The sequence below is a fragment of the Sphingobacterium sp. UBA7625 genome, assembly GCF_002484085.1.
In the GTDB taxonomy this organism is placed as follows: domain Bacteria; phylum Bacteroidota; class Bacteroidia; order Sphingobacteriales; family Sphingobacteriaceae; genus Sphingobacterium; species Sphingobacterium athyrii.
In genome coordinates, this window is record NZ_DLJD01000051.1 from 464,130 (window position 1) to 489,249 (window position 25,120).

General features: G+C 41.1%; 13 protein-coding genes. 11 read left to right on the plus strand and 2 right to left on the minus strand.

Annotated features, from left to right (window positions below; all coding sequences use genetic code 11):
* Positions 1–2 precede the first annotated feature (2 nt).
* The 6 genes from araA to B4G94_RS22090 all read left to right on the plus strand — a co-directional run bounded on the left by araA (position 3) and on the right by B4G94_RS22090 (position 10,091).
* On the plus strand, positions 3–1,505 hold the full coding sequence (gene araA, locus B4G94_RS22065) for an L-arabinose isomerase (RefSeq protein ID WP_286861989.1): 1,503 nt from the start codon (positions 3–5) through the stop codon (positions 1,503–1,505).
* A gap of 75 nt (positions 1,506–1,580) precedes the next feature.
* Positions 1,581–3,281, plus strand: a complete 1,701-nt coding sequence (locus B4G94_RS22070) for a sodium:solute symporter family transporter (protein ID WP_108634884.1) — start codon at positions 1,581–1,583, stop codon at positions 3,279–3,281.
* A 95-nt stretch (positions 3,282–3,376) separates the two neighbouring features.
* Positions 3,377–4,525 carry an aldose epimerase family protein gene (locus B4G94_RS22075; protein WP_108634885.1) on the plus strand — a complete coding sequence of 383 codons (1,149 nt, stop codon included), beginning with the start codon at positions 3,377–3,379 and terminating at the stop codon, positions 4,523–4,525.
* 13 nt (positions 4,526–4,538) lie between these two features.
* Positions 4,539–6,080 carry an alpha-N-arabinofuranosidase gene (locus B4G94_RS22080; protein ID WP_286861991.1) on the plus strand — a complete coding sequence of 514 codons (1,542 nt, stop codon included), beginning with the start codon at positions 4,539–4,541 and terminating at the stop codon, positions 6,078–6,080.
* A gap of 104 nt (positions 6,081–6,184) precedes the next feature.
* The gene (locus B4G94_RS22085; RefSeq protein WP_286861993.1) at positions 6,185–8,146 is read left to right on the plus strand and encodes an alpha-L-arabinofuranosidase C-terminal domain-containing protein; all 1,962 of its coding nucleotides are present in this window, start codon (positions 6,185–6,187) and stop codon (positions 8,144–8,146) included.
* A 25-nt stretch (positions 8,147–8,171) separates the two neighbouring features.
* A complete protein-coding gene (locus B4G94_RS22090; RefSeq protein ID WP_286861995.1) occupies positions 8,172–10,091 on the plus strand; it encodes a family 43 glycosylhydrolase in 1,920 nt (639 codons plus the stop codon).
* 7 nt (positions 10,092–10,098) lie between these two features.
* Here B4G94_RS22090 and B4G94_RS22095 read toward each other — a convergent pair whose 3' ends face one another.
* Together B4G94_RS22095 and B4G94_RS22100 are read right to left on the minus strand one after the other, a co-directional pair.
* Positions 10,099–12,012 (minus strand): DUF294 nucleotidyltransferase-like domain-containing protein, encoded by a 1,914-nt coding sequence (locus B4G94_RS22095; protein WP_286861997.1) that lies wholly within the window; start codon positions 12,010–12,012, stop codon positions 10,099–10,101.
* A 10-nt stretch (positions 12,013–12,022) separates the two neighbouring features.
* Positions 12,023–12,643 (minus strand): 3'-5' exonuclease, encoded by a 621-nt coding sequence (locus B4G94_RS22100; RefSeq protein ID WP_286861998.1) that lies wholly within the window; start codon positions 12,641–12,643, stop codon positions 12,023–12,025.
* 257 nt (positions 12,644–12,900) lie between these two features.
* On the opposite strand from B4G94_RS22100, the gene B4G94_RS22105 reads away from it, so the two are divergent.
* The 5 genes from B4G94_RS22105 (at position 12,901) to B4G94_RS22125 (ending at position 25,056) form a co-directional block, all read left to right on the plus strand.
* The gene (locus B4G94_RS22105) at positions 12,901–15,519 is read left to right on the plus strand and encodes an alpha-d-galacturonidase (protein ID WP_286862000.1); all 2,619 of its coding nucleotides are present in this window, start codon (positions 12,901–12,903) and stop codon (positions 15,517–15,519) included.
* A gap of 103 nt (positions 15,520–15,622) precedes the next feature.
* The gene (locus B4G94_RS22110; RefSeq protein WP_286862001.1) at positions 15,623–17,161 is read left to right on the plus strand and encodes an MGH1-like glycoside hydrolase domain-containing protein; all 1,539 of its coding nucleotides are present in this window, start codon (positions 15,623–15,625) and stop codon (positions 17,159–17,161) included.
* A 1-nt stretch (position 17,162) separates the two neighbouring features.
* Positions 17,163–18,749, plus strand: a complete 1,587-nt coding sequence (locus B4G94_RS22115) for a glycoside hydrolase family 28 protein (protein WP_286862003.1) — start codon at positions 17,163–17,165, stop codon at positions 18,747–18,749.
* On the plus strand, positions 18,749–21,547 hold the full coding sequence (locus B4G94_RS22120; protein WP_286862005.1) for a glycoside hydrolase family 95 protein: 2,799 nt from the start codon (positions 18,749–18,751) through the stop codon (positions 21,545–21,547). Before B4G94_RS22115 ends, B4G94_RS22120 begins: the two co-directional genes overlap by 1 nt.
* A gap of 47 nt (positions 21,548–21,594) precedes the next feature.
* On the plus strand, positions 21,595–25,056 hold the full coding sequence (locus B4G94_RS22125; RefSeq protein WP_286862006.1) for a malectin domain-containing carbohydrate-binding protein: 3,462 nt from the start codon (positions 21,595–21,597) through the stop codon (positions 25,054–25,056).
* Positions 25,057–25,120 lie beyond the last annotated feature (64 nt).

Here is a 25,120-nt window from a genome sequence, read left to right on the forward strand (position 1 = left end):
AAATGAATATTAATTTAAAAGAACTTGAGGTCTGGTTTATCGTTGGAAGCCAAGATCTATATGGAGAAGAGACCTTACGCCAAGTTGCACTGCATGCCGAGGAAATCGCAAACTATTTAAATGCACAGACTGTGATTCCTGTGGCAGTGAAATATAAACCGATCGTCAAAAATACAGATGAAATTTACGCAACGTTAACAGCTGCCAATAGCGAAAAAAATTGTATCGGTGTCATTACATGGATGCATACATTCTCGCCTGCTAAAATGTGGATTAGAGGATTAAAAGCTTTACAAAAACCATTATTGCATCTACATACCCAGTATAATCAGGATATCCCTTGGAGCAGTATTGACATGGATTTTATGAACCTCAACCAAAGCGCACATGGCGACCGTGAATTTGGCCATATTGTAAGCCGATTGAAAATAGGCCGTAAAGTGGTGACCGGACATTGGCAAGACCCTGAAGTATTGGAGCGTATTAATGTATGGTCGCGTGCCGCAGCAGGCTGGAATGACTGGCAAGGCGCCAAATTTGCGCGGTTCGGCGACAATATGCGTTATGTAGCTGTTACGGATGGCGACAAGGTGGAAGCGGAATCTCAATTTGGTTTTTCTGTAAATACCTATGCGATTGGTGATTTGGTTCAGATTATTAACGCGAGCACTAATGAAGAAATAGACGCTTTATTGGCCGAGTACGAAGCTACGTATGAATTGGCAGAAAACGTAAAGGTCGGTGATGAATTTCATGACAATCTGATTGAAGCTGCTAAAATTGAAATCGGCTTACGTAAATTCTTAGCGCAAGGCGATTTTAAAGGTTTTACGGATACTTTTGAGGACCTGCATGGCATGGTGCAGCTTCCGGGTTTGGCAGTACAGCGCTTAATGGCCGAAGGGTACGGTTTTGCCGGTGAGGGAGACTGGAAAACGCCGGCCTTGGTCAGAGCATGTAAAGTCATGGGAGCTGGTCTGGCAGGAACGACAGCATTTATGGAAGACTATACCTATCATTTTGATCCGCAAAATGCCATGGTTTTGGGTTCACACATGTTGGAAGTCGATCCCGCCTTGGCTACCGACAAGCCGCGAATCGAGGTACATCCATTGGGAATAGGTGGCAAAGCGGATCCAGCTCGTCTCGTCTTTAACGGGCAGAGCGGAGATGCACTCAATGCTTCGCTGGTTGATATGGGTACACGTTTTCGATTGATCGTCAATAAGGTTGAAGGGGTTTCTGTCGAAGAGGAATTACCAAAACTTCCAGTTGCGCGGGTATTATGGAAACCACTTCCAGATATGAAAACAGGTTGTAGTGCCTGGATCGTTGCTGGCGGTGCTCACCATACCGCCTACAGCTTGAGTTTGACACCTGAATATCTTGAAGATTTTGCGCGCATAGCAGGGTTAGAATATGTGTTGATTGATGAGGAAACTACGGTTGCAAAACTCGAAGATCAATTGAAGTGGAATGAACTTTATTATTTACTGAGTAAGTAATAGTTTGTAAGCCATTTATGTACCCAATCTTCGGGACATAAATGGCTTATTTGATAAATAACCAATTTGGAAAATATGGAAAAATTTGCAACGGTAGATTACGTTATCTTCGTAATTTACTTCTTTATCGTGGCAGGCTATGGCTACTGGATTTATCGCAAGAAGACAAATAGTCTCAGCAGCAGCAAGGATTATTTTTTGGCGGAAGGGTCACTGACTTGGTGGGCGATCGGCTCCTCATTGATTGCATCCAATATTTCTGCGGAGCAGTTTATAGGAATGAGCGGTAATGGATTTGAAGTTGGAATAGCTGTAGCAGCGTATGAACTTATTGCTGCGGTGGCGCTTATCATTGTTGCGGTTTGGTTTATCCCGGTGTATCTAAAAAATAAGATTTTCACCATGCCACAATTTTTAAATAACCGATACAATGAAACAACAAGCCTTATCATGGCTATTTTTTGGCTGTTTTTGTATGTGTTTGTCAACCTGACGTCGATTCTATATTTAGGAGCCATTGCCATTTCTAGTATGGCAGGCGGTGGAGATAGCTTCCATACGATCACGGTGGCTTTGGCTGTGTTTGCTGTGATTATCACATTGGGAGGAATGCGTGTGATCGGTTTTACGGATGTTATCCAGGTTGTGGTACTGATTATTGGTGGTATCGCTACAACGTATGTTGCATTGACTTTAGTCAGTGAACATTTTGGTTTGGGACAGGATGCTTTGGCTGGATTCAATAAGCTGATGGAAGATTCTCCGGAGCATTTTAATTTGTTTGTTTCCAAACCTGGGCCAGGGGCTAGTCAGGAAGATATTAATAAATATCTGATGTTGCCAGGAATAGGGATGTACCTTGCAGGAATCTGGATTGTTAACCTAAATTATTGGGGCTGTAATCAATATATCACGCAGCGGGCTTTAGGAGCTGATTTAAAAACAGCGCGAACTGGAATTCTTTTTGCCGGTTTTCTTAAATTGTTTATGCCAATTATCGTGATGCTGCCGGGGATTGCTGCTTATGTGTTATATAAAAATGGAGCCTTGCAACAGGAAATGGCTCCGGGAGGTGTATTTCATGCCGATAATGCTTATTCGGCGATATTGGGTTATCTGCCAAATGGTATGAAGGGGCTTGCGCTGGCAGCACTTACAGCTGCTATTGTGGCGGGATTGGCCGGAAAGGCCAACAGTATTGCAACAATCTTTACATTGGATATTTTTAAAAAATATATCAATAAAGAGGCGAGCGAAGCAAAAATGGTATGGGTTGGCAAGATAACTATTGTTATCTCTATTTTGCTTTCCGTATTGTTTACCTGGAATGATGCTTTGGGCATCGGTGGCGCCGGCGGGTTTACTTTTATCCAGAAATATACTGGATTTATCAGCCCTGGTGTTTTTGCGATGTTTTTATTGGGCATGTTTTGGAAAAGAACAACGGGGGCAGCTGCTATCACAGGGCTTGTCACGGGCTTTGCTTTGTCCGTATTTTTTAACGAGTTTGCAACAAAAGTTTTCGGACCGGAAACATGGATCTATACAGCTTATCCAAATAAAGCGGGGGTTTATGAGATTCCATTCCAGATCTGTATGGGACTGGCGTTTGTTTTTACCATGATAGCCATGATAGGTGTAAGCTTATTTGGGCCAAAAATTAATCCAAAAGCTTTTGTCTTGGATAAATCGATGTTCAAGGTTGAGCCATCCGTATTGGCGTTAATTGTTGTAACCTTATTGTTGGTGACAGCCATTTATGTTCGGTTTTGGTAAAATGGCCACTTTTGAATACTAGAAATTATTATGAACCCTTCCTAATGTAACTAGGAAACTCCATCTTGGTTGATGGAATAAAAACTTAAATACAGATGAATAAGAAAATTATTATTGGTTTGTTGACTTGTGCTTCTTTAGCGTATGGATGTCAGTCCTCTTCGACTCAAAATAAGCAAGCGGCAACTTCGGCTGATTCTACGTCGAGCCAGGCCTTCGATGGTCAGATTGATGGTAAAGAGGTTAAATTGTTTCAACTAAAGAACGATAAAATAGCTGTCACACTCACGAATTATGGCGCGCGATTGGTGACATTAAAAGTTCCGAATAAAGACGGTGGTGTTACGGATGTAATTTTGGGTTATGATTCAGCGAAGGAATACAAGGAAAACTATAATAATTTTTACGGAGCAATTGTGGGACGCTATGGTAACCGCATCGGTAAAGCTTCTTTCACACTGAATGGGGAGTCTTATTCCCTGGAAAAAAATGATGGTGAGAATTCGCTTCATGGCGGTACAAATGGCGTATACAACAAAGTGTGGGATGTGATCAATCGTACGGCTACCTCGATAACACTGGCGTATACCTCACCGGATAAAGAGGCCGGTTATCCCGGAACAGTCAAAATGGAGGTTACTTACACACTCGAAGAAAATGGTGGGCTGGCCATTGATTATCTAGCAACGACGGACAAAGAAACGGTTTTAAATCTGACGAATCATGCCTATTTTAATCTCAATGGTGCAGGCGATTCTTCTATTTTAGATCATGAACTTCAAATTGATGCAAAGGCGATAACGGAGGTTGATCATACGTTAATTCCGACAGGAAAGAGTTTGCCTGTTGCAGGTACAGCATTTGATTTTACAAAACCACAGCGTGTCGGTGCCCATATTGAAGATGAAAATGCACAATTGAAGATCGGAAAAGGCTATGATCATAATTTTGAACTTAACAAGAAGGATGGTTTCCAGAAAGTAGCTGCGGTATATGCTTCGAAAACGGGAATTGAAATGCAGGTCTACACAACAGAGCCGGGTCTGCAATTTTACAGCGGTAATTTTATGAAGGATTCAGATCCAAAAGGAAAAGAAGGAAAGGTTTATCCATTCCGTTCGGCATTCTGTCTGGAAACACAACATTTTCCCGATGCACCGAACCATCCCAATTTTGCATCAACGGTATTGAAACCCGGAGAAAAATATAGTTCAAAAACAACTTACCGATTCAATGTTAAATAAGGAAGTTTAGATCATGAAGCTAAGATTAAAATTAGGCGTTGCTTTTACACTGATCAATGGGCTGTTGTATGGGCAAAGTAGCGTGAAATTAGAGGCCATACAGGGAGAAGTTACGATAGATAGGCATATCTATGGCCATTTTGCGGAACATTTGGGTCGGTGTATTTATGATGGTTTTTATGTGGGAGAGAAAAACGATTCCATTCCGCACGCCAATGGGGTACGAAAGGATGTGATTGAAGCGCTAAAGAATTTGAACATTCCAAATTTACGTTGGCCGGGGGGATGTTTTGCGGATACCTATCATTGGAAAGACGGGGTCGGACCCAAAGCACAGCGCCCTGCTATTGTCAATAATTGGTGGGGTGGAGTGACAGAGGATAATTCCTTTGGTACACACGATTTTCTCAATATGTGTGAATTACTTGGTGCAGAACCTTATCTGGCGGGTAATGTGGGGAGCGGTGAGGTGCAGGAGCTTGCCGATTGGGTCCAATATGTGAATTTTAAGGGGGAAAGCCCCATGTCGGATTGGCGACGAAAAAATGGTCGGCAGGAACCTTGGAAGGTAAAGTTTTGGGGCGTGGGAAATGAAGCCTGGGGCTGTGGTGGAAACATGACCGCTGATTACTACACGGATATATACCGTAAATACGCCACGTTTATGTCGGACTGGACAAATGGAAGTGGCTTATATCGAATTGCTTCTGGAGCCAATAGTGCAGACTACAACTGGACCGAGACCCTAATGAAGAAAATACCGAGTAGCTTAATGAAGGGTATGGGCCTGCACCATTATGCCGTGATTAACTGGGACAAGAAAGGTTCAGCGACCAAGTATTCCGAAGAACAATATTTTAGGACGATGAAGTCGGCTTGGTTCATGAATGAACTGGTGGAAAAGAATATTGCCATTATGGACAAGTATGATCCAAAAGGAAAAGTGGACCTGATCGTTGATGAGTGGGGCGGCTGGTATGAGGTTGAGCCAGGTACCAATCCCGGCTTCCTTTATCAGCAGAATACGATGCGTGACGCCATGATTGCGGGGATGACCTTGAATATTTTAAATAATCATGCCCGCCGTGTTAAAATGGCCAATCTCGCACAAGCCGTAAATGTATTGCAGGCTGTTATTTTGACAGAGGGTAAGAATATGATCCTAACACCGACTTATCATGTGATGGAAATGTATAAAGTGCATCAGGATGCGAAATTAATCCCGATTTCTCTTCAATCAACAGATTTTGAATTTAATAACGAAAAGATTCCGGCAGTGTCTGTTTCTGCATCACAAGACAAACAAGGGCGTACACATATTTCTTTAGTGAATATAGATCCAAAAAGGAAAAATAAAGTACACGTGGACCTTGGCTCGCTCAAAGCGGCAAAAGTCACCGGTCGGATACTTACTGCAGCGAATCTACGGGATTACAATTCATTTAAAAAGCCTACGGTCATTACACCGGTAGTCTATAAGGACGCAAAAATTGTAAATGGAACTATTGAGGTTGATATTCCTGCGTTTTCTGTTATTGTACTGGAGTTGATGTAGCATTTTGTAAAGGCCTGATAAATGAAGGATTGATCCGTATATAACCGAGTGGAACGAGTTCATTTACCATTAAAGACAATAGAAAAGATAAATAATTCTAATAGATGAAGAAAATTGCGTCAATGATGCTATTGCTGGCGAGTTTAAGCTCTTCGGCAGTGGCGCAGTCCCCAATTGAACTGAATATACAGTTGGACAAACCTACGGGCAAAATATCGCCGCACATGTGGGGCGTCTTTTTCGAAGATATTAATTTGGGCGCCGATGGAGGGATTTATGCCGAATTGGTGAAAAATAGATCGTTTGAATTTGATCAGCCATGGATGGCCTGGAAGAAGCTGGAAAATGGGCCTGAAGGTACTTATTTACTATTAAACGACAGTAAGCGCAAAGGGAATAAACGTTATCTAAGACTAAATAATGCGACCAATTTGAAATTGGGACTGCAAAATGAAGGTTTTAGAGGTATGGGCGTCAAATCAGGCGCTGCTTACGAATTTTCTCTGCAGTATCAGGGTGCTGCGACTGGGATGAAAATCCATGTCGAAGTTTTAAACGAACAGAATAAAGTAATTGGTGAAGCTGAATTTCCATTAAATGCGGCTACATCATGGTCCGAAGCCGCTGTTAAATTTTCAGTGTCGGAAACGACAGCTAAGGCTAAATTAAATGTTTGGTTTACAGGATCAGGTACTTTAGATGTTGATATGCTGTCGTTATTCCCAGTAGATACATGGAAAGGAAGGCCAAAGGGCTTGCGTAAAGATATGGTTCAGATGCTCGCAGACATGAAACCTGGTTTTATCCGTTTTCCGGGCGGCTGTATTGTGGAAGGTAAAGATCTTGCCAATAGATTCCAATGGAAGAAAACGGTTGGCCCAATTACCGAAAGGGAGTTGATCATCAACCGTTGGAACACCGAATTTAAACATCGTTTGACGCCAGATTATTTTCAGACGTTTGGCTTAGGATTTTTTGAGTATTTCTTATTGGCGGAGGATATCGGTGCAACGCCGGTTCCCATCCTCAATTGTGGAATGGCATGCCAGTTTAATACCGGTGAAGTCGTGCCTTTAGAAGAGTTAGATGATTATGTTCAGGACGCGTTGGATCTGATCGAATTTGCCAATGGATCTATAGATACGAAATGGGGCAAATTGCGTGCTGAAATGGGACATCCCGAACCTTTCCATCTCAAGATGTTGGGGGTTGGAAACGAAAATTGGGGGCCTCAATATATCGAACGGTTGGCTGTTTTTAAGAAAGCGTTGAATGAAAAGCATCCCGAAATTTCACTTATCGCCAGTTCAGGGACTGATCCCGAGGGAGACCGGTTTGATTTCCTTAATGAAAAACTTCGCGCGATGAATATAAATATCATAGATGAACATTATTACCGTCCACCATCCTGGTTTCTTTCAAGTGCAAGCCGCTATGACAATTATGAACGAAATGGAGTAAAGATTTTCGCGGGTGAGTACGCTTCACATACAACACGGCCAAACGGCCCGGGGAAAAGTACCTGGGAGGCCGCACTTTCTGAAGCGGCTTTTATGACTGGGCTGGAGCGAAATGGCGATGTTGTCGAGATGGCGTCTTATGCACCTTTATTTGGCCATGTAGATGGATGGCAATGGTCACCTGACTTAATTTGGGTTGACAATTTGAAGGTATATGGAACGCCTAGCTACCAAGTGCAAAAATTGTATGCCACCAATAAAGGGACGTCTATTATTCCGATCAAACGTGAGGGCAAACCCGTTGCCGGACGAGATAGCCTATATGCCTCTGCCGTCTATGACGATTTTTCGCAGCAGTTGGTTTTGAAAGTGGTCAATTACAACAGTAAGCCTATAAAGGTGAGTCTAGATGTAGTTTCGAAAAAAAAGTTGCTGGGGACGGCTCAAAAAATCACGTTGGCAAATGCCGACCTCAATGTGAGTAACAGTTTGGACGAGCCATTAAATATTCGTCCAAAGGAAGATACGGTGATTTATAAGGGAAAGAAGCTCGTAGAAACATTTGAGCCTTATTCATTTACCCTGATTAAAATGTCCACGAAATAGGATGATTATTTGCAGGCTCTTTATTATGAATAAAAAAAAGTTGATGTCCATCATTGGGGCTGTTTGTTCAATCATTGGATCCTTATCCGGCGTATTTGCTCAGGAATACAAATTTGGTCCATCGGAAAAAGATTTTGCGGCGTACTTATTTACCTATTTTAAAGGAAATGCCGTTGCAGACGAGGCTGTTTGTTTTGCGATCAGTACCGATGGCTACACGTTTAGAACGCTGAACAATAATCAGCCGATATTGGATTCTAAGATCATCAGTAGTACAGGTGGGGTCAGGGATCCTCATATTCTACGTGCGCAAGATGGAAAATCATTTTATATGGTATTAACGGATATGATTTCCTCAAAAGGGTGGGATTCTAACCGCGGCATGGTTCTGTTAAAGTCTACGGATCTGATCCATTGGGATCATCATGCTATTAACATACAGGAACGTTATCAGGGACAGAAAGACTTAAAAAGAGTCTGGGCACCGCAGACTATATTTGATCCGGGCGCAAATAAATATATGGTTTACTGGTCCATGAAATACGGAGATCAACCCGATGTGATTTATTATGCCTATGCCAACCCCGATTTTACAGATTTGGAAGGCGAACCTAAGGTGTTGTTCTTGCCAAAAAATGGTCAATCCTGTATTGATGGGGATATTATTGTTAAAAATGGATTATTTCATTTGTTTTATAAAACGGAGGGCGATGGAAAAGGTATAAAACAAGCCATTACAGATTCCTTGACCTCAGGAAAATGGGTGGAACAGCCGGGTTACAAACAGGCTACCTCAGAAGATGTGGAAGGGTCGGGTATTTTTAGGCGCAATCAATCTGATACTTATGTTCTCATGTATGATGTTTATAAAAAAGGGAAATATCAGTTTTGCGAATCGCATGATCTAGATCATTTTAAAGTGATAGATCAACAGATTGATATGGATTTTCATCCGCGACATGGCACAGTTTTGCCTATTTCAAAAAATGAATTAAACAGATTGGTGCAACGTTGGGGTAAGCCCAAAGATATTGCTTTAAATAAGGCGAAGAACCCTGTATTGGAAGGCTTTTACGCCGATCCGGATGTATTGTATTCCAATAAGACAAAGAAATATTATATCTATCCAACGAGCGATGGTTTTGACGGTTGGGGTGGATATTACTTCAAAACTTTTTCCTCTACGAACCTCAAGGAATGGAAAGATGAGGGTGTGATATTAGATTTAAAAAAAGATGTTCCTTGGGGTACGCACCATGCCTGGGCACCGACAATTATAGAAAAGAAAGTTAAAGGCGGGTATAAGTATTATTTTTATTTTACAGCAGCCCAGAAAATCGGTGTTGCCGTAGCTGACTCGCCGACAGGACCATTTAAAGATTCAGGTAAACCGCTGATAGATTTTAAGCCGAATGGTGTGAAAGGTGGCCAAGAAATCGATCCCGCGGTTTTTACTGATCCCAAAACAGGTAAAAGTTATCTGTATTGGGGGAATGGACATCTTGCTGTGGCCGAACTTAATAAGGATATGATCACGATCAAGGAAAATTCGATTAAATTAATAACACCGGATCGCACCTTTCGCGAAGGTACTTATGTTTTCTTCCGAAAGGGAACTTATTACTTTTTATGGTCTGAAAACGATACCCGTAGTGAAAATTATCGGGTTCGATACGGTACTTCAACATCTCCTTTGGGACCAATTCAAGTTCCTGATGATAACCTCATTTTGCAGAAAGATGCGGGGCTCGGAATTTTGGGTACTGGGCACAACTCCATACTACAGGTACCGGGAAAAGATGAGTGGCATATTATTTACCATCGATTTAATTACCCTAATGGAATTACAATGGGGGATGCTGCCGGTTATCACCGGGAGGTCTGTATGGATGAATTGCACTTCGGCCCAGATGGAAAGATCCTACCTGTGATTCCGAGTCATTAACAATGTACTAACCAAAAAGGTTATTGGTGAATTTCACTTTGATGCCCAATTGGAAGTTATTGATCGTTTTAAAAATTTCTTTAATGGTTGCTTTTTCAATATTTGTCAGACTGTCCATCGGCACATAATTGTTTGGACTTAGTTTGGCTATTCGAATTTGATTCGCTTGGTTTTTCAGGCGAATCGACATCAGATAGTAGTAAGATTGATGCAATTCCTCATATTGTTCCTGCGTAAAAACACCTAAATCAAGTAGTTGTTTGAGCCTACCACCGGTGTTTTCTTCATAAATACGGTTTTTCAGGGCATAAACACGAACCAAGTCTACAATAGGTGTCATCGCTTTTTTTATGTTGAAGACTTCCGATGAACCGATGGTTTGTGTTTTGATTGCTTTAAAAAATGTTAACGGCGGCTCATATTGTAAGGCATTTTTGGCGATAAATGCAAAAAAGCGATCATTAGGGCGCTGTAACTCGATATTGAGAAATTCTTTAAGCTGATCAATTATCTCTTGGTCGCCGTATAATCGTCGGCAGTCAAAAAATGTTGAAAATTTAATGGCATTTTCCGGAATACTTTCTTCAATCCATTTTTTGTAGTTGTTTTTCCAATGGGAAAGGGAGTGTGTCCATTCGGGATTGCTAGCCATATAACCACCTGTGCAGTAGCTAAAACCTATTGTATTCAAATGATCGGATACTTGAGAGGCGAAACGGAGAAAATAATCACGTACCAGTTCACGCTGTTCGTTGGCTTTATCTTCATAGATAATTGCGTTGTCCTGGTCCGTCATCAACGTTTGTTCTTTTCTACCTTCACTGCCCGTAACCATGAAAACAAATTTTGCCGGAGGCTCACCTATTTCCCCGATTACTTTTTCGATTACTTTGAGCGCAATACTATCTGCTACCGTCGTGATCACCTGATTGGCAATTTCAGCATTTACACCTCTACCAAGCAGTTGGTGGATAATTTCCGGAACATTGTTCCACTTCTCACGCAATTCTTCCAGCGTCTCTGCTAGTTTTACCGATTGAATGAATACTAGTGGCGATTGCCCTTGTTCGCTCAATAGGCGATTACGACTTAGGAATCCAACATAGTTTCCTTCTTTTTCGACAAGCAGGTACCTTGATTTTGTACGGAACATTTTTAATACAGCCTCATAAAGATAAGACTGATCAGAAATACTAACAATAGGATTGTCCATGACTTCCACAATCGGATGGTCGACCGGTATTTGTCGAGCAACTACGTTATCCCGCAAAGTCATATCGGTCACATAACCAATAATGCTATCGTCTTCTTTGATAAATAAGCAACTTACCTTTTGGTTTGCCATTGTCTTTGCAACCTCATAGATGGGCGTTTCAGGGGTAGAGGCAACAATATCTTTGTAGATGATGTGTTCGATCTTTCTTGAGTATAACTGATCTGCTGCAAAATAGCTTTCTTCGAAAGAAGCTGGGGATTTGACAAAATGAGAAAATTCTTCATCCAGCATTCTCCTACCAAAAGAATTGGTAAAAAAATGGAAAAACTCTTCATTTGCGTTACAAAGCTCAATAAAGTTTTTCCGGGGCAATCGATAAATGACGGTGCCTTTCTTGGCAATTACAGATTTTAATGCTTTTGTTCGATTCAAAAGGACGGATATTCCGCCAAAACAATAAGGTCTGTGGTGAATTTCCGTCAATCTTTTGTTGTCTAAGTCATCCAAGAAGAACGTTTCGTATTCACCTTCAAAAATTAAGTCGACTCCATCCATGTCGGTAATGTTCTGTCGATAGACAAGTGTGTCTTTGGAGAAGCGGTATTCATTGAATATATCTACAATACTCAGCTGTAGGGAATCGGGCAGTGCCTGAAAAGGGGGGGTAGATTTCAGTATGGAAAGAATAACCTCGGGATTTTTCATGAGGACAGCATTAGGATATGTTATCAAACTCTGTTTGTTGGTTTAGGATATCTTGATGGGTCAGGTCTTTTCGTTGAATCATTTCAAAATAACATTTTGCCGTGATCTCAGCATCCTTTTCTGCATCGTGCATATGTTCTGGCGGAGCCGAAAAAAGGGATTCATGTAATAGCGAAAGCGGAAGATGGACCATGTTGGGGTTTCTTACGTATCTTTTGCTATGTAACAGTGTGCAAAAATAATCTAAGTCACCAAATGGGAGAACCAGGTTCGATCGGTAGAATTCTGCTGATAATACTTGGAGATCAAAGGAAAGAAAATGTCCCACAATTTGCGGTTTATATTTTTTAATGTCATGACTTAGCTTGCGCAGCACATCTTTTTTCTTCTCACCATATTTCATTAAAAAGGGGGGTGTCAACCCATGTATTTGTTCTGATGCCGGACTGATCGGAATAAGTGGTTCATAGATATACTTGTTAGTACGTTTTATTTCATTTTGGTTTTCGTCAAAAATGATCCAAGCCAATTGCAGTACATATGGCCAATTGTCGCTTTCTGTGTAACTTTTGCTCCATTTTTTTGGCAATCCAGATGTTTCCGTGTCTAAGAATAAAAGATATTTTTTCAAGGAATCGTTGATTATATACTAAAAATAGTAAAAATAATCTAGTTGATGCGGATTAAATCTCTATCTGTAAAAAATTTACTTTGTAAAAAACGAGATACTTATTCTAATATTTGGAATTTTATATGTAAAATTGACATTTATTAGTGAATTGCAAATAACCAATTATGTACAGAAGACTATTATGCGTTTTACTTTGTATCTGTTCTCTCATTGTAGAGCTTCACGCAGGAAACAAACAAAAAAATATTGTTTATACGATGGCGGGAATCGTAAATCAAGAGCGATTTCAATACGCCATTGACCTGCTACAAAAAGAACTGTTCAAATCGATCGTCACAAACCCTGTACAGGTTGAGGTGAGTACGTTAGCACAAAAAAAGTCTTTACCAGACTCTATTAAAGCTAAATTGATCGAGAAAGAACATTTTGTTTTATATCGGAAAGCAGGAAAAGGAGTCATTGAACTTATCGGAGCAGACGAGTCAGGGGTATTGTACGGTTGTATGGAATTACTTGCTAATAAAACCTGGCATGGAAACCAGCCCTTTTTTATACAAGATGGACCCAAGATGGTGATGCGAGGGACGAGCATCGGGCTTCAGAAAACGACCTATCTACCGGGGCATGATATTTATGAATATCCTTATACACCAGAGTCCTTTCCTTGGTTTTACGATAAGCAATTGTGGCTGAATTATTTGGATATGATGGCTGAAAATAGATATAATGCACTTTACCTTTGGAATGGGCATCCTTTTTCCTCCTTAGTCAAATTAAAAGATTACCCTTATGCGCTTGAGGTTGATGAGTCTACTTTTCAGAAAAATCAAGATATCTATACTTTTTTGACCAAAGAAGCTAATAAAAGAGGGATCTGGATTATTCAAATGTTTTATAATATTATCCTACCAAAGCCTTTCGCCGATCGCCATGGTTTAAAGACACAGGAGCGAAATCGAATTATTACACCTTTAATTTCAGATTATACACGTAAAAGCATCGCTGCTTTTGTAGCCAAATATCCGAATGTGGGGCTCTTGATTACTTTGGGTGAAGCAATGGAAGGGGTGGGGCAAGACGATATCAACTGGTTTACAAAAACGATTATTCCGGGTGTGAAAGATGGTTTACAGTTGTCTCGGACAGCCGGTGAACCACCTATCATCCTAAGGGCCCATGATACGGATGCGCCTGCTGTTATGCAAGCATCACTGCCGATATATAAGAATTTGTACACGATGGCTAAATATAATGGAGAGGCATTGACGACCTATACACCTCGGGGAAAATGGGCAGAATTACATCGTTCATTAGGTGATATTGGTACGGTACATATTCAAAATGTGCATATATTAGCCAATTTGGAGCCTTTCCGTTATGGCTCGCCTGATTTTATCCAGAAATCGGTTAAAGCTATGCACGAAGTCCATCATTCAAATGGCATCCATATATATCCACAGGCTTCGTATTGGGATTGGCCTTATTCAGCGGATAAAGTTGACAATAGATTATTACAGGTCGATCGAGATTGGATGTGGTACAAAGCTTGGGCTAGATACGCTTGGGACGAAAATCGAGATTTATTAAATGAGAAATCCTATTGGTCAAAGGAACTTGTGCACTATTACGGTATTCCTGAGAAGGATGCGCAAAAGTTATTATCGGCCATTGAAGAAATAGGTGAGATATCGCCTAAAATCCTGCGGCGATTTGGTATCACAGACGGTAACAGACAGACCTCTTCTTTGGGAATGCTGATGACACAACTGATAAATCCTTATCGTTATGGATTGTTTACAATGCTTTATGAATCTGAGGCGCCAGAAGGAGAGATGATTGTTGATTATGTAGAGAAGGACTATCGTCATGAAGGCCATATTGGAGAAACACCTGACCAGGTGGCAAGAGAAATTGTGCAACATGGAGCGCGCGCAGCGGCTCTTATCAAAACATTGGGAACGCCCACCAAAAATGTAGCTGAATTTGATCGATGGCTTAATGATATCCGAATCCATCAACTGTTGGCTAATCATTATAGCTATAAGGTGAAGGCTGCCATTCAACTTCTGCGCTATAAATATATACGTGATCTAAGTGCTCTTCGAAAAGCTTTACCGGATCTGGAGCGAAGTGTCGAAGAATACCGTAAGCTAACAGCGATAACGGATAAGACCTATTTATATGCAAACAGCATGCAAACCAAACAACGTAAAATACCAATGCGGGGAGCGGATGCAACCTTTATTCATTGGAAGGAAATGCTGCCTGTCTTTGAAACTGAATTGAATAACTTTAAACAAGCGATAGATTCTTTATCAAAGATGAGCGATACCCCTACGCAAATAAAAGTTGGAGTAAAATCTCAGCAGGTCACGTTTTTGGATAATCAACAATTGATTCCATTGAAAAAGGGCGCGAAATTGTATGCGGATCAGGAATTGGTCGTGACACATTTAGCAAATGAATTAGAAGGGGTTCAAGCGATACAGATTGATGCGGCTAATCAAAAATTAGTCGGTACACATCTCCGGTTCAAAAGTGAAAAACCAGTCAAGATATTAGTTGGCTATTTCAATAGCACCGACAAAGTTTTTGCCCCCAAACCTGTTTTGGAAATCGATGCGAGCGCCAATGATTTTGGACAGGCAGAGGCAAAAGTGCGTAATGCGATCCGAATTCAGTACATGCCTATGGTAGATATTCATACTTACTCCTTTCCTGCGGGAACAAACGAACTGAAAATTCCGAAGGGCGAGGTACTGATTTTAGGCGTTGTGGACGATAGGGAGCTCCCACATCCGTATAATGCCGATGTGGATAATCAAGGGGATGACCTCGACGATTTATTTGGCTATTATCAGGGTACAAAACTGTAACATAACGAGGCTCAGGATAGTACAGGATAAATAACTTAAACGAAGTAGGTATTTTACGAAAAACACAATACATTGATTTCAACTTTTTGATATTAAATAAGTAATGAAAATTAAAACATCTATTCTTGCGCTTCTTTTCTGTGGACTTTCCTATGTAAAGGCGCAGGAAAAATTAGTGGAGAAGGTCCGATCCTATGTTCGGGAATTTAATAGTAATGACAATGAAGCAGTGGTCAACAAGATTCCAAATAAGGATGCTTACGATTGGCTGGTGGCGAATGTCCCCTTGCTGGATTGTCCTGATAAGGAAGTTGAGCAGACTTATTATTTTAGATGGTGGTCCTATCGCAAACATATAAAGTCAAGTCCAGAAGGTACTTTGGTAACAGAATTTATTGAACCGGTAAAGCATGCTGGAAAATACAATTCAATTAGCTGTGCGCTTGGTCACCATTTGTATGAAGGGAGATGGATTCGCGACAATGCGTTTTTAAAAGAATACATTGATTTTTGGCTTTATCATGCTGATAAAGGTCAATCCAAGCGGAGATTCCATCAGTTCAGTTCCTGGCTGCCTGATGCATTATTGGCCTATTGCAAAGTCAATCCTGATAATCACTATTTAGAGGCTCGTTTGATGGACTTGGATCAAGATTTTGAAAAATGGGAAAAAGAAAGAAAGGCTAATAATGGTCTTTTCTGGCAATACGATGTCCAGGATGGGATGGAAGAATCTGTTTCCGGTGGACGGAAAGAGCATAATATGCGCCCATCTATTAACAGCTACATGTATGGGAATGCTGTTGCGATTGCAGCAATTGCCAAATTGGTGTCGAATAAGGGATTAGAGAAGAAATATAGTTCATACGCACAGTCTTTGCGTCAATTGGTATTGGATTCACTCTGGGACAAGGAGGATCAATTCTTTAAAACAAAGCTGGAAAAGGGACCGCTACATTCCACACGTGAAGCAATTGGTTTTATCCCCTGGTACTTTCATTTACCGCCCGATAAAGCAATGTATGGACAGGCATGGCTTCAATTGCCCGATACGACGGGATTTAATGCCCCTTGGGGAACAACGACTGCCGAGCGACGTGAACCAACTTTTAGAACGCGTGGGACAGGGCATAGTTGTGAATGGGATGGTGCGATTTGGCCTTTCACAAGTTCGCAGACAATCCGTGGAATGGCTAATTACTTAAGTGATTACAAGCGGAATAAGGCGATAAATGCGAATGATTTATACGAGCAGATTCATAAATATGCCAAATCGCATGTGATGAACGGTAAGCCTTATATTGGTGAATACCAAGATGAGCGGACAGGAGCATGGTTAAAAGGCGATAATCCGAGAAGTAAGTTTTACAACCACTCTACATTTGCGGATATCATTATTCAGGACTTAATTGGCGTAAAGCCACAAACCAACAATACATTGGAAATAAGGCCATTGATTACAAAAGACAGATGGGACTATTTTGCGCTGACTCAGTTAACTTACCACAATAAAAACATTGCGATTTATTGGGATGCTACCGGCGAAAAATATAACAAAGGAAAAGGATTTACTGTGTATGTGGATGGAACAAAGTCCTTCCACCAGATGGATTTAAAAAATTGTAAGATTAACTTAAATTAATATGATCAGAAAAAACTATCATCGTGGATTAATAACAGTTTTCTTTTGTTTATCCATGTTGGGTCTACAGGCACAAACTTGGCTAAATGTTATGGACTTTGGTGCGCGGAAAGACAGTACTGGCAGCAATACATTGGCTATCAAAAAGGCTATTGCAGCAGCAGCAAATAAAGGAGGAGGAACCATCTATTTCCCGGCGGGAAAATATATAACAGGTCCAATTCACCTGAAAAGTAATATCACCATTTATATTGATGCTGGTGCTGAATTGCATTTTAGTGATAATTTTGATGATTATTTACCGATGGTGGAATCGCGATGGGAAGGAACTGCAGTAACCAATTTTTCACCATTATTCTATGGCAATAACCTAGAAAACATTAGTATTCAGGGACGTGGTACTATCGACGGGCATGGTAAAAAGTGGTGGGGCTATTCCGAGGTTGAGGTTAAAAAACAAACCGAAGACAGTAAATGGCAAAAAGAGTTTAAACGCCTCAATAAGGATGTACTGGCTCCAGATCTTCCGGGATGGATCGAGAGAGGTTTTCTACGTCCGCCGTTTATACAATTCTTAAATTGTAAAAATGTACAGATCAAGGATATTAAAATTCAAAACTCACCATTTTGGACAATTAATCCCCAATATTGTGATAATGTCACAGTGGATGGTGTGACAATAGATAATCCTCCATCTCCTAACACAGATGGTATTAATCCAGAATCTTGCTCCAATGTTCGCATCGCTAATTGCCATATTAGCGTGGGGGATGACTGCATTACGATAAAATCAGGAAAGGACCGTTCGGGACGAAAAATTAACATCCCAGCCGAAAATTATACGATTACAAATTGTACAATGCTTCGTGGTCATGGCGGCGTTGTGATAGGAAGTGAGATGTCCGGCGGTGTTAAAAACATTGTTATTTCCAATTGCATTTTTGATGGTACTGATCGTGGTATAAGGCTTAAGACTGCTCGGGGTAGAGGAGGTATCGTTGAAAATATTCAAGTGTCCAATATTGTCATGCGCAACATTAGAGATCAAGCCGTTGTGATGGATATGCAATATGCTAGAACTGAGATCGAGTCTGTCGGCGAACGTACACCTAAGTTCAGGAATATTTTTATTAACAATCTATCAGGGACAACCAATCGTGTTGGATATATGCGGGGGTTGGAGGAGATGCCAATTGAGAATGTAGTATTTTCAGATATTAATATGCAGGGGAACACAGGTTTTTCGGCTCTTAACGTGAATGGCTTGACATTAAACAATGTAAACTTGGCCATCAAACAAGGAGCCTTGTTGACTGCCAACAACAGTAAGGAATTGCATATTTTGAATGTGAGAAATACGACACCTGCAGTGGAGAAATCATTAATCGAACTGGAAAACTGTAAATCAGCGAATGTGCAAAGCTGTTTCCCTTCAGCAGGAACAGGAGTATTTCTGGATTTAGTTGGTTCCGCAAATGAAGAAATTTACGTACAGAGCAATAATCTGGCTCGCGTCAAGCAAATCCTCCGTGGAACTTATAAAAGTGGTCAGTTAACATCAAATATAAACCCTTCAGACAATAAATAATGCGTTTACAACTGTATATCTTATGGTCGTTTTTATCGATATGCTCTTTGCGCTCAGCTTTTGCGCAGTCGCGCGTATGGTTTGATCATCCTGCTACACAATGGGAAGAGGCTTTGCCTATTGGGAATGGCCACCTGGGGGCCATGATTTATGGTGGTGTTAGCAATGAGGAGATACAGTTTAATGAAGAGACTTTGTGGACCGACGGCCCACGGAATTATAATAAAAAAGGAGCATCAAAGTATCTTCAAGAGATCCGAGAGCTACTGGATCAAGGGCGCCAGAAAGAAGCAGAATCTTTGGCGATGCAGGAGTTTATGGGAGTTAAAAGTGAATCCGAAGACCCTACCGCTTGGTTAAACAAGATTGACAAAATCCGAAAACAGGAACATGGTCCTTTTGAATTCGCTTTTGATGATAGTAAATGGCCACTTATTACCGTTCCTCATTATGAGGGTTGGGAAATAGAGGGGCTTGAAGGCCTAGACGGAGCAGTCTGGTTTCGTTATGAATTTAACCTGTCAAAAAATGATCTAGCTGAGCACTGGTCGTTGGATTTAAATAAAATACGAACCAATGATTATACCTATATCAATGGTGAGATCGTCGGCCAATCTGTGGGGGATGAAACCAGGAGACACTATCAAATTCCTATGGGATTATTGCGTGAAGGGTGGAATAGTATCGCTATTCAGGTAATCAATCTGGAAGGTAAGGGCGGTGTGGCAGGATATAAAGATCCCAAACAAGCTATCGGTTTAAAAAGTAACACCGGTAGATTTGTGTCGTTGAAGGGAAAGTGGAGATACCATATTCAAGATCAAAACAGTCCGAAAATAGGAAGTTATCAAGCATCTTATCAACCTTTCGGTTCGTTGAAACTGAAGTTTGATCACGATGCTGCTGAAAACTACAGCCGGATACTCGATTTGGATAAAGGCGAAGTCCGGGTCAATTACGCTTTCAACGGGGTGAATTATAGGAGGACCTATTTTGCGAGTCATCCCAATAATTTTATTGCTGTACGCTTGCAGGCTGATCAGAAAAATAAAGTTACTTTTCGACTCGCTATGAATACCAAACATCAGCGCGCTAAACTTCATCACATGGACGGCACATCAATCCGTTTGGAAGTGTGGGTGAAAAATGGGGCAATGCGCGGGACGGCTTTCCTGCAACTCAAATTGAAAGGTGGTGCAGTATCTTATGAAGGTGACGAACTTGTGGTACAACAGGCTGATGAAGCGCAGATTTATCTGATTGCCGCAACAAATTTTAAATCTTATCGGGAATTGAACGAGCAGTATGCTGCTACTGCTTTAGAACGATTCAAGAACTTATATACGCTTGATCTAGATAAATTGTATCAAGTCCATCAAAAAGATTACCAACGATTGTATCATCGCTTTTCAATAGATCTTGGTGTCAGCAACCAACTTGACACAATTCCAACTGATCGAAGATTGCAGCGGGCGGCTGGACATGCTGACCCTGGGCTTGTAGCACTTTATATGCAGTTTGCCCGATATTTACAGATCGCAGCTTCTCGCGAAGGTAGTCAGCCGATGAATCTCCAAGGTATTTGGAATCCATTTTTAGAACCGTCATGGGGCAGTAAATATACCACCAATATCAATTTGGAAATGAATTATTGGCCGACAGAAGCATTGAATCTTTCTGAGTTGCAGCAACCCTTATTTCAGATGATCCAGGATCTTCGTCTAGCTGGTGGGCAAACGGCTAAGGAATATTATGCCGCTCGAGGCTGGGTATTGCATCATAATACAGACATATGGCGTGGAACAGCTCCCATCAATAACTCCAATCATGGAATATGGCCCACAGGTGGGGCTTGGCTGGTGCGACATCTTTGGGAGCATTATCAATATACACAAGATCTACGCTTTTTACAGCAATATTATCCTATCATCAAGGACGCGACCTTATTTTTTAAAGATTTTCTAGTTCAAGACAAAACAACAGGATGGTGGGTTAGTTCGCCTTCAAACTCTCCAGAAAATGGAGGTTTGGTTAAAGGACCTACAATGGATCATCAAATTATCCGTTCGTTGTTTGCTATTTTCGATCAAAGTTCCAAGTTATTGAGTAAAGATGTTCAATTGCGGGATTCAATTATGGAGATGCGAGATCAAATAGCACCAAACCAAATTGGGCAACATGGACAGCTCCAAGAATGGTTGACGGATTTGGATGATCCAGAAAATAAACATCGTCATGTATCCCACTTATGGGGGTTATTTCCAGGAGATGAAATCAATACGACGCATACACCGCAATTGGTTGAAGCCGCAAAACGTTCGTTGGTACTACGTGGTGATGAGGGAACGGGTTGGAGCCTGGCCTGGAAAATTAATTTTTGGGCTAGATTAAAAGATGCTCAGCATGCTTATCACATGGTAAAAATGCTATTGCGGCCAGCGGGTAAAGGAGGTGGTTCCTATCCAAACCTATTCGATGCCCATCCACCATTTCAAATCGATGGCAATTTTGGTGGAGCCTCAGGGATTATGGAGATGTTGCTTCAGAGCCATATCAACGGGATTGAATTATTACCGGCATTGCCAGTGGAAATGAGCACAGGGAAAGTGAAGGGACTCAGAACGCGTGGAGCTTTTCAGGTTGATATGGAATGGAAAGACAATCAGTTATTGGAGGTGACTGTAGAATCGCTTTCTGGAGGAGAACTCCATTTGCGTTATGCTAGTCGCGAAGTAAAAATCAAAACAAAGAAGGGCAAGTCTTATGCCTTCGATCAAGAATTGAAGTTAAAGAAATAATGATGACCAGATTGATGCTGTTGAGTAGGCTGTTTTGCTGTGCCTGTATGTTATTATTCGGAATGTTTTCCTATGGTCAAAAAATCCGTAAGACGATCGCTCTGGATACTGACTGGTTGACGATAATGGACCAAAAAGATTCTGCTAGGTATGGTGGATTTCACCGTCTGTCTTTTAAGACAGATAAAGATTGGCGGAAAGTAAATGTCCCACATAATTGGGATAGCTACGAAGGATATCGCAGATTGCTGCATGGCAATTTACACGGTTACTCATGGTATCGAAAAACTTTTTCTCTTAAACAGGAAAGGAATAAAAATAGGTTCTATTTATTTTTTGAGGGGGTAGGATCCTATGCAACAGTTTGGTTAAACGGCATACAGGTAGGATATCATGCTGGGGGAAGAACCACATTTACACTTGATGTCACTGATGCGATCAAATTGGATGGGAGTCCCAATCTTTTGGCCGTTCGGGCAGATCATCCGGCACATATTATGGATCTTCCTTGGGTGGATGGAGGATGTTCGACAGAACGGGGATTTTCTGAAGGATCGCAGCCTATGGGAATTTTTCGTCCAGTGAGTCTATTGATCAAAAATGAAGTGTCTATTACGCCTTTTGGAGAACATTATTGGAATGATGAAACTATTGATCATAAGAAGGCGGTCGTACACCAAGTCGTGGAAGTGAGTAATAAAAGCCAAGTTAATAAAGATCTGGAGCTTATAACGGAGGTTTTGGACCAAAAGGGAAAATTAATTGTTCGATCTACATCGAAAGACCAGATTAAAGGAAATGCTATAAAGGAAATTAGACTGAAAGATCTTGTTTTTAGAAATCCACAATTATGGTCTGTGGCCTTACCCTATTTGTATCGCATAAAAATAAAATTAAGAGTAGGTCGACAGATCTTAGACGAGATAGAAACACCTTACGGAATTCGCACTGTTCGCTGGTCAAAAGGGTTAAAACCATCCGGTGATCCACGTCTTTTAGTTAATGGAGCGCCAGTATTTATTAATGGTATCGCGGAATATGAGCATAAATTAGGGCAGTCACACGCCTTCGAAAAGGAAGAGATTGATTCCCGTATTAAGCAGATCAGAGCACTCGGGTTCAACTCCTTTCGTGATGCGCATCAACCCCATAACCTGCGTTATCAACAGGCATGGGATCAACATGGTATTTTGTTATGGACACAGCTTGCGGCACACATCTGGTTTGATACGCCTGCATTTCGGGAGAACTTCAAGAGATTGCTGACAGAATGGGTGCGTGAACGTCGAAATAGTCCATCAGTAATTTTATGGGGACTTGAAAATGAAAGTACGCTTCCGGAAGATTTTGCACGTGAATGTACTGCGTTGATTCGCAAATTAGATCCAACAGCATCTATACAACGTTTAGTAACCACATGTAATGGCGGTAGTGGGACCGATTGGGACGTACCGCAAAATTGGACAGGTACTTATGGGGGGGATCAAAAAACCTATGGTGACGATCTAAAAAAGCAACAGCTCGTGGGGGAATATGGTGCTTGGCGCAGTTTGGGAATGCATGCCGAACCGCCCTATCTACCCAACGAAAATAATTACAATGAAGAACGTTTTGCTGATATTTTACAGACCAAGGTACGTTTGGCAGAATCTGTGAAAGATAGCGCTGTTGGCCATTATCTATGGCTTTGGAACTCACATGATAATCCGGGCCGTATCCAAGGGGGAGAAGGATATCGAGAGATTGATCGGATTGGGCCGGTTAATTATAAAGGGTTGTTGACACCTTGGGGGGAGCCCACAGATGCGTATTATATGTATCTATCGCATTATGGTAAGAAAGAACAACCTATGCTGTATATCGCCATGCATTCTTGGCCGAATCGTTGGTTGACCCCTGGGATAAAAGACAATATTCGTATTTTTTCGAATTGTGATGAAGTCGAACTTTTCAACGATCTCGGTTCATTATCGCTCGGAAAAAAACAACATCCCGGATTTGGTGGGCATTTTGAATTTAACGGTGTTGATGTGAGATATAATGTCTTGTACGCCGAAGGAAGAATAGGGGGAGAAGTTGTTAGCCGTGATACCATTATACTACAGAACTTTCCTGAAAGTCCACATTTTGGTGACTTGTATAAGGCTCCATCAGAGATTCTAAAACCAGATCCAGGATATCACTATCTCTATCGCGTGAATTGCGGCGGCGATAATTATACAGATGAATATGGGAGAAACTGGACAGCTGACCAACCTTATCGATCCGGACAGGGCTGGGGCAGTAAATCCTGGGCAGATCATTTTGAAGGGATGAACACTAATTTTGCCAGCCAACGAATAATTTTTGATCCAATTAAAGGAACTAAAGACTGGCCGCTTTTTCAGACCTTTCGCTATGGGCTTGATAAATTGGGCTATCAGTTTGACGTACCCAATGGAGATTATTTCGTCGAACTATATTTTGCCGAACCCTGGTACGGAAAATTTTCACACGGAAAGGGAGATCGTATTTTTGATATCGCCATTAATGGTCAAGTAGTGGAAGATCAGTTTGATATATATAAAAACGCTGGATTCCAGCGTGCGGTCAGAAAAAGGTATTCTGTCAAAGTAGTTGACGGAAAGATTTTCATCGATTTCCCGCGCATTTATGCTGGACAAGCTGTCATACAGGCAATTGCTATTGCCTCAAATGAACCTGTTCAATTCGTTTCGGAATCAGGGGGGCAAAACCATTATAATCTAGATCTAACGCATCAAAATATAAAACCCCGTAGTTGGTTGGATATAGGTAGTGTATTGAAAAAGGAAGGGAATAAGGTAACATCGTTTTTTTCATTGCCATCATTCTTGTTTGGCTCAGAATATTTCGAGTTGGATAGTAATCGAGCCTATCGTCTACGCTTTAAAGAGCCTACTAATGTTTTCTTATTGGGGGGTAATCAGCCTGATGATTTTGAACAGACCAAAGACAGTGTGCAATTGAATACAGGGAAATATCTGGCGGTATTCCGTAAGGTATTGCAGGCAGGCGAAGAGCTTTCCATAACGGCCAAGACGCAAGGGAAAATTCTGGTCTTTCAGCAGCAAAGCGGTCTTCTGCCAGTTTATGACTTGAAAGAGGTGAAAAACTATAAGGCCTATCAAAGTAGCTGGCGCGACGGTGTTTCCGAAATCGAGCTTGCAGGACAAAAGCGTTTGGTATTCAACAATCAAGGAGGTTATATCGGTTGGCAGTTTCAGGTTGGTGCGGCAGATGTGTATGCGTTATCGATTAAGTATCATAATCCATTTAAGGAAGCACGTCGTGGTTATTATGAAATTTTGGACAAAGATATGCATGTGCTAGTGCCTAAAACTCCAATACAATTGGAACCTACACGTGTAGGCAAATGGAATTATATCAATACTGATACAAAGACAATGATTAATGCGGGCACCTATTTTGTTAAACTATATTCTTCTGATTTAGAAGGTGTTATTGTTGATAATTTAGAGGTTAAATAGCCTAGCTGCCAGCATAGTACATGACGGTTGTCAATGAAATTTTCAGTTATATTGAAGACTCAAA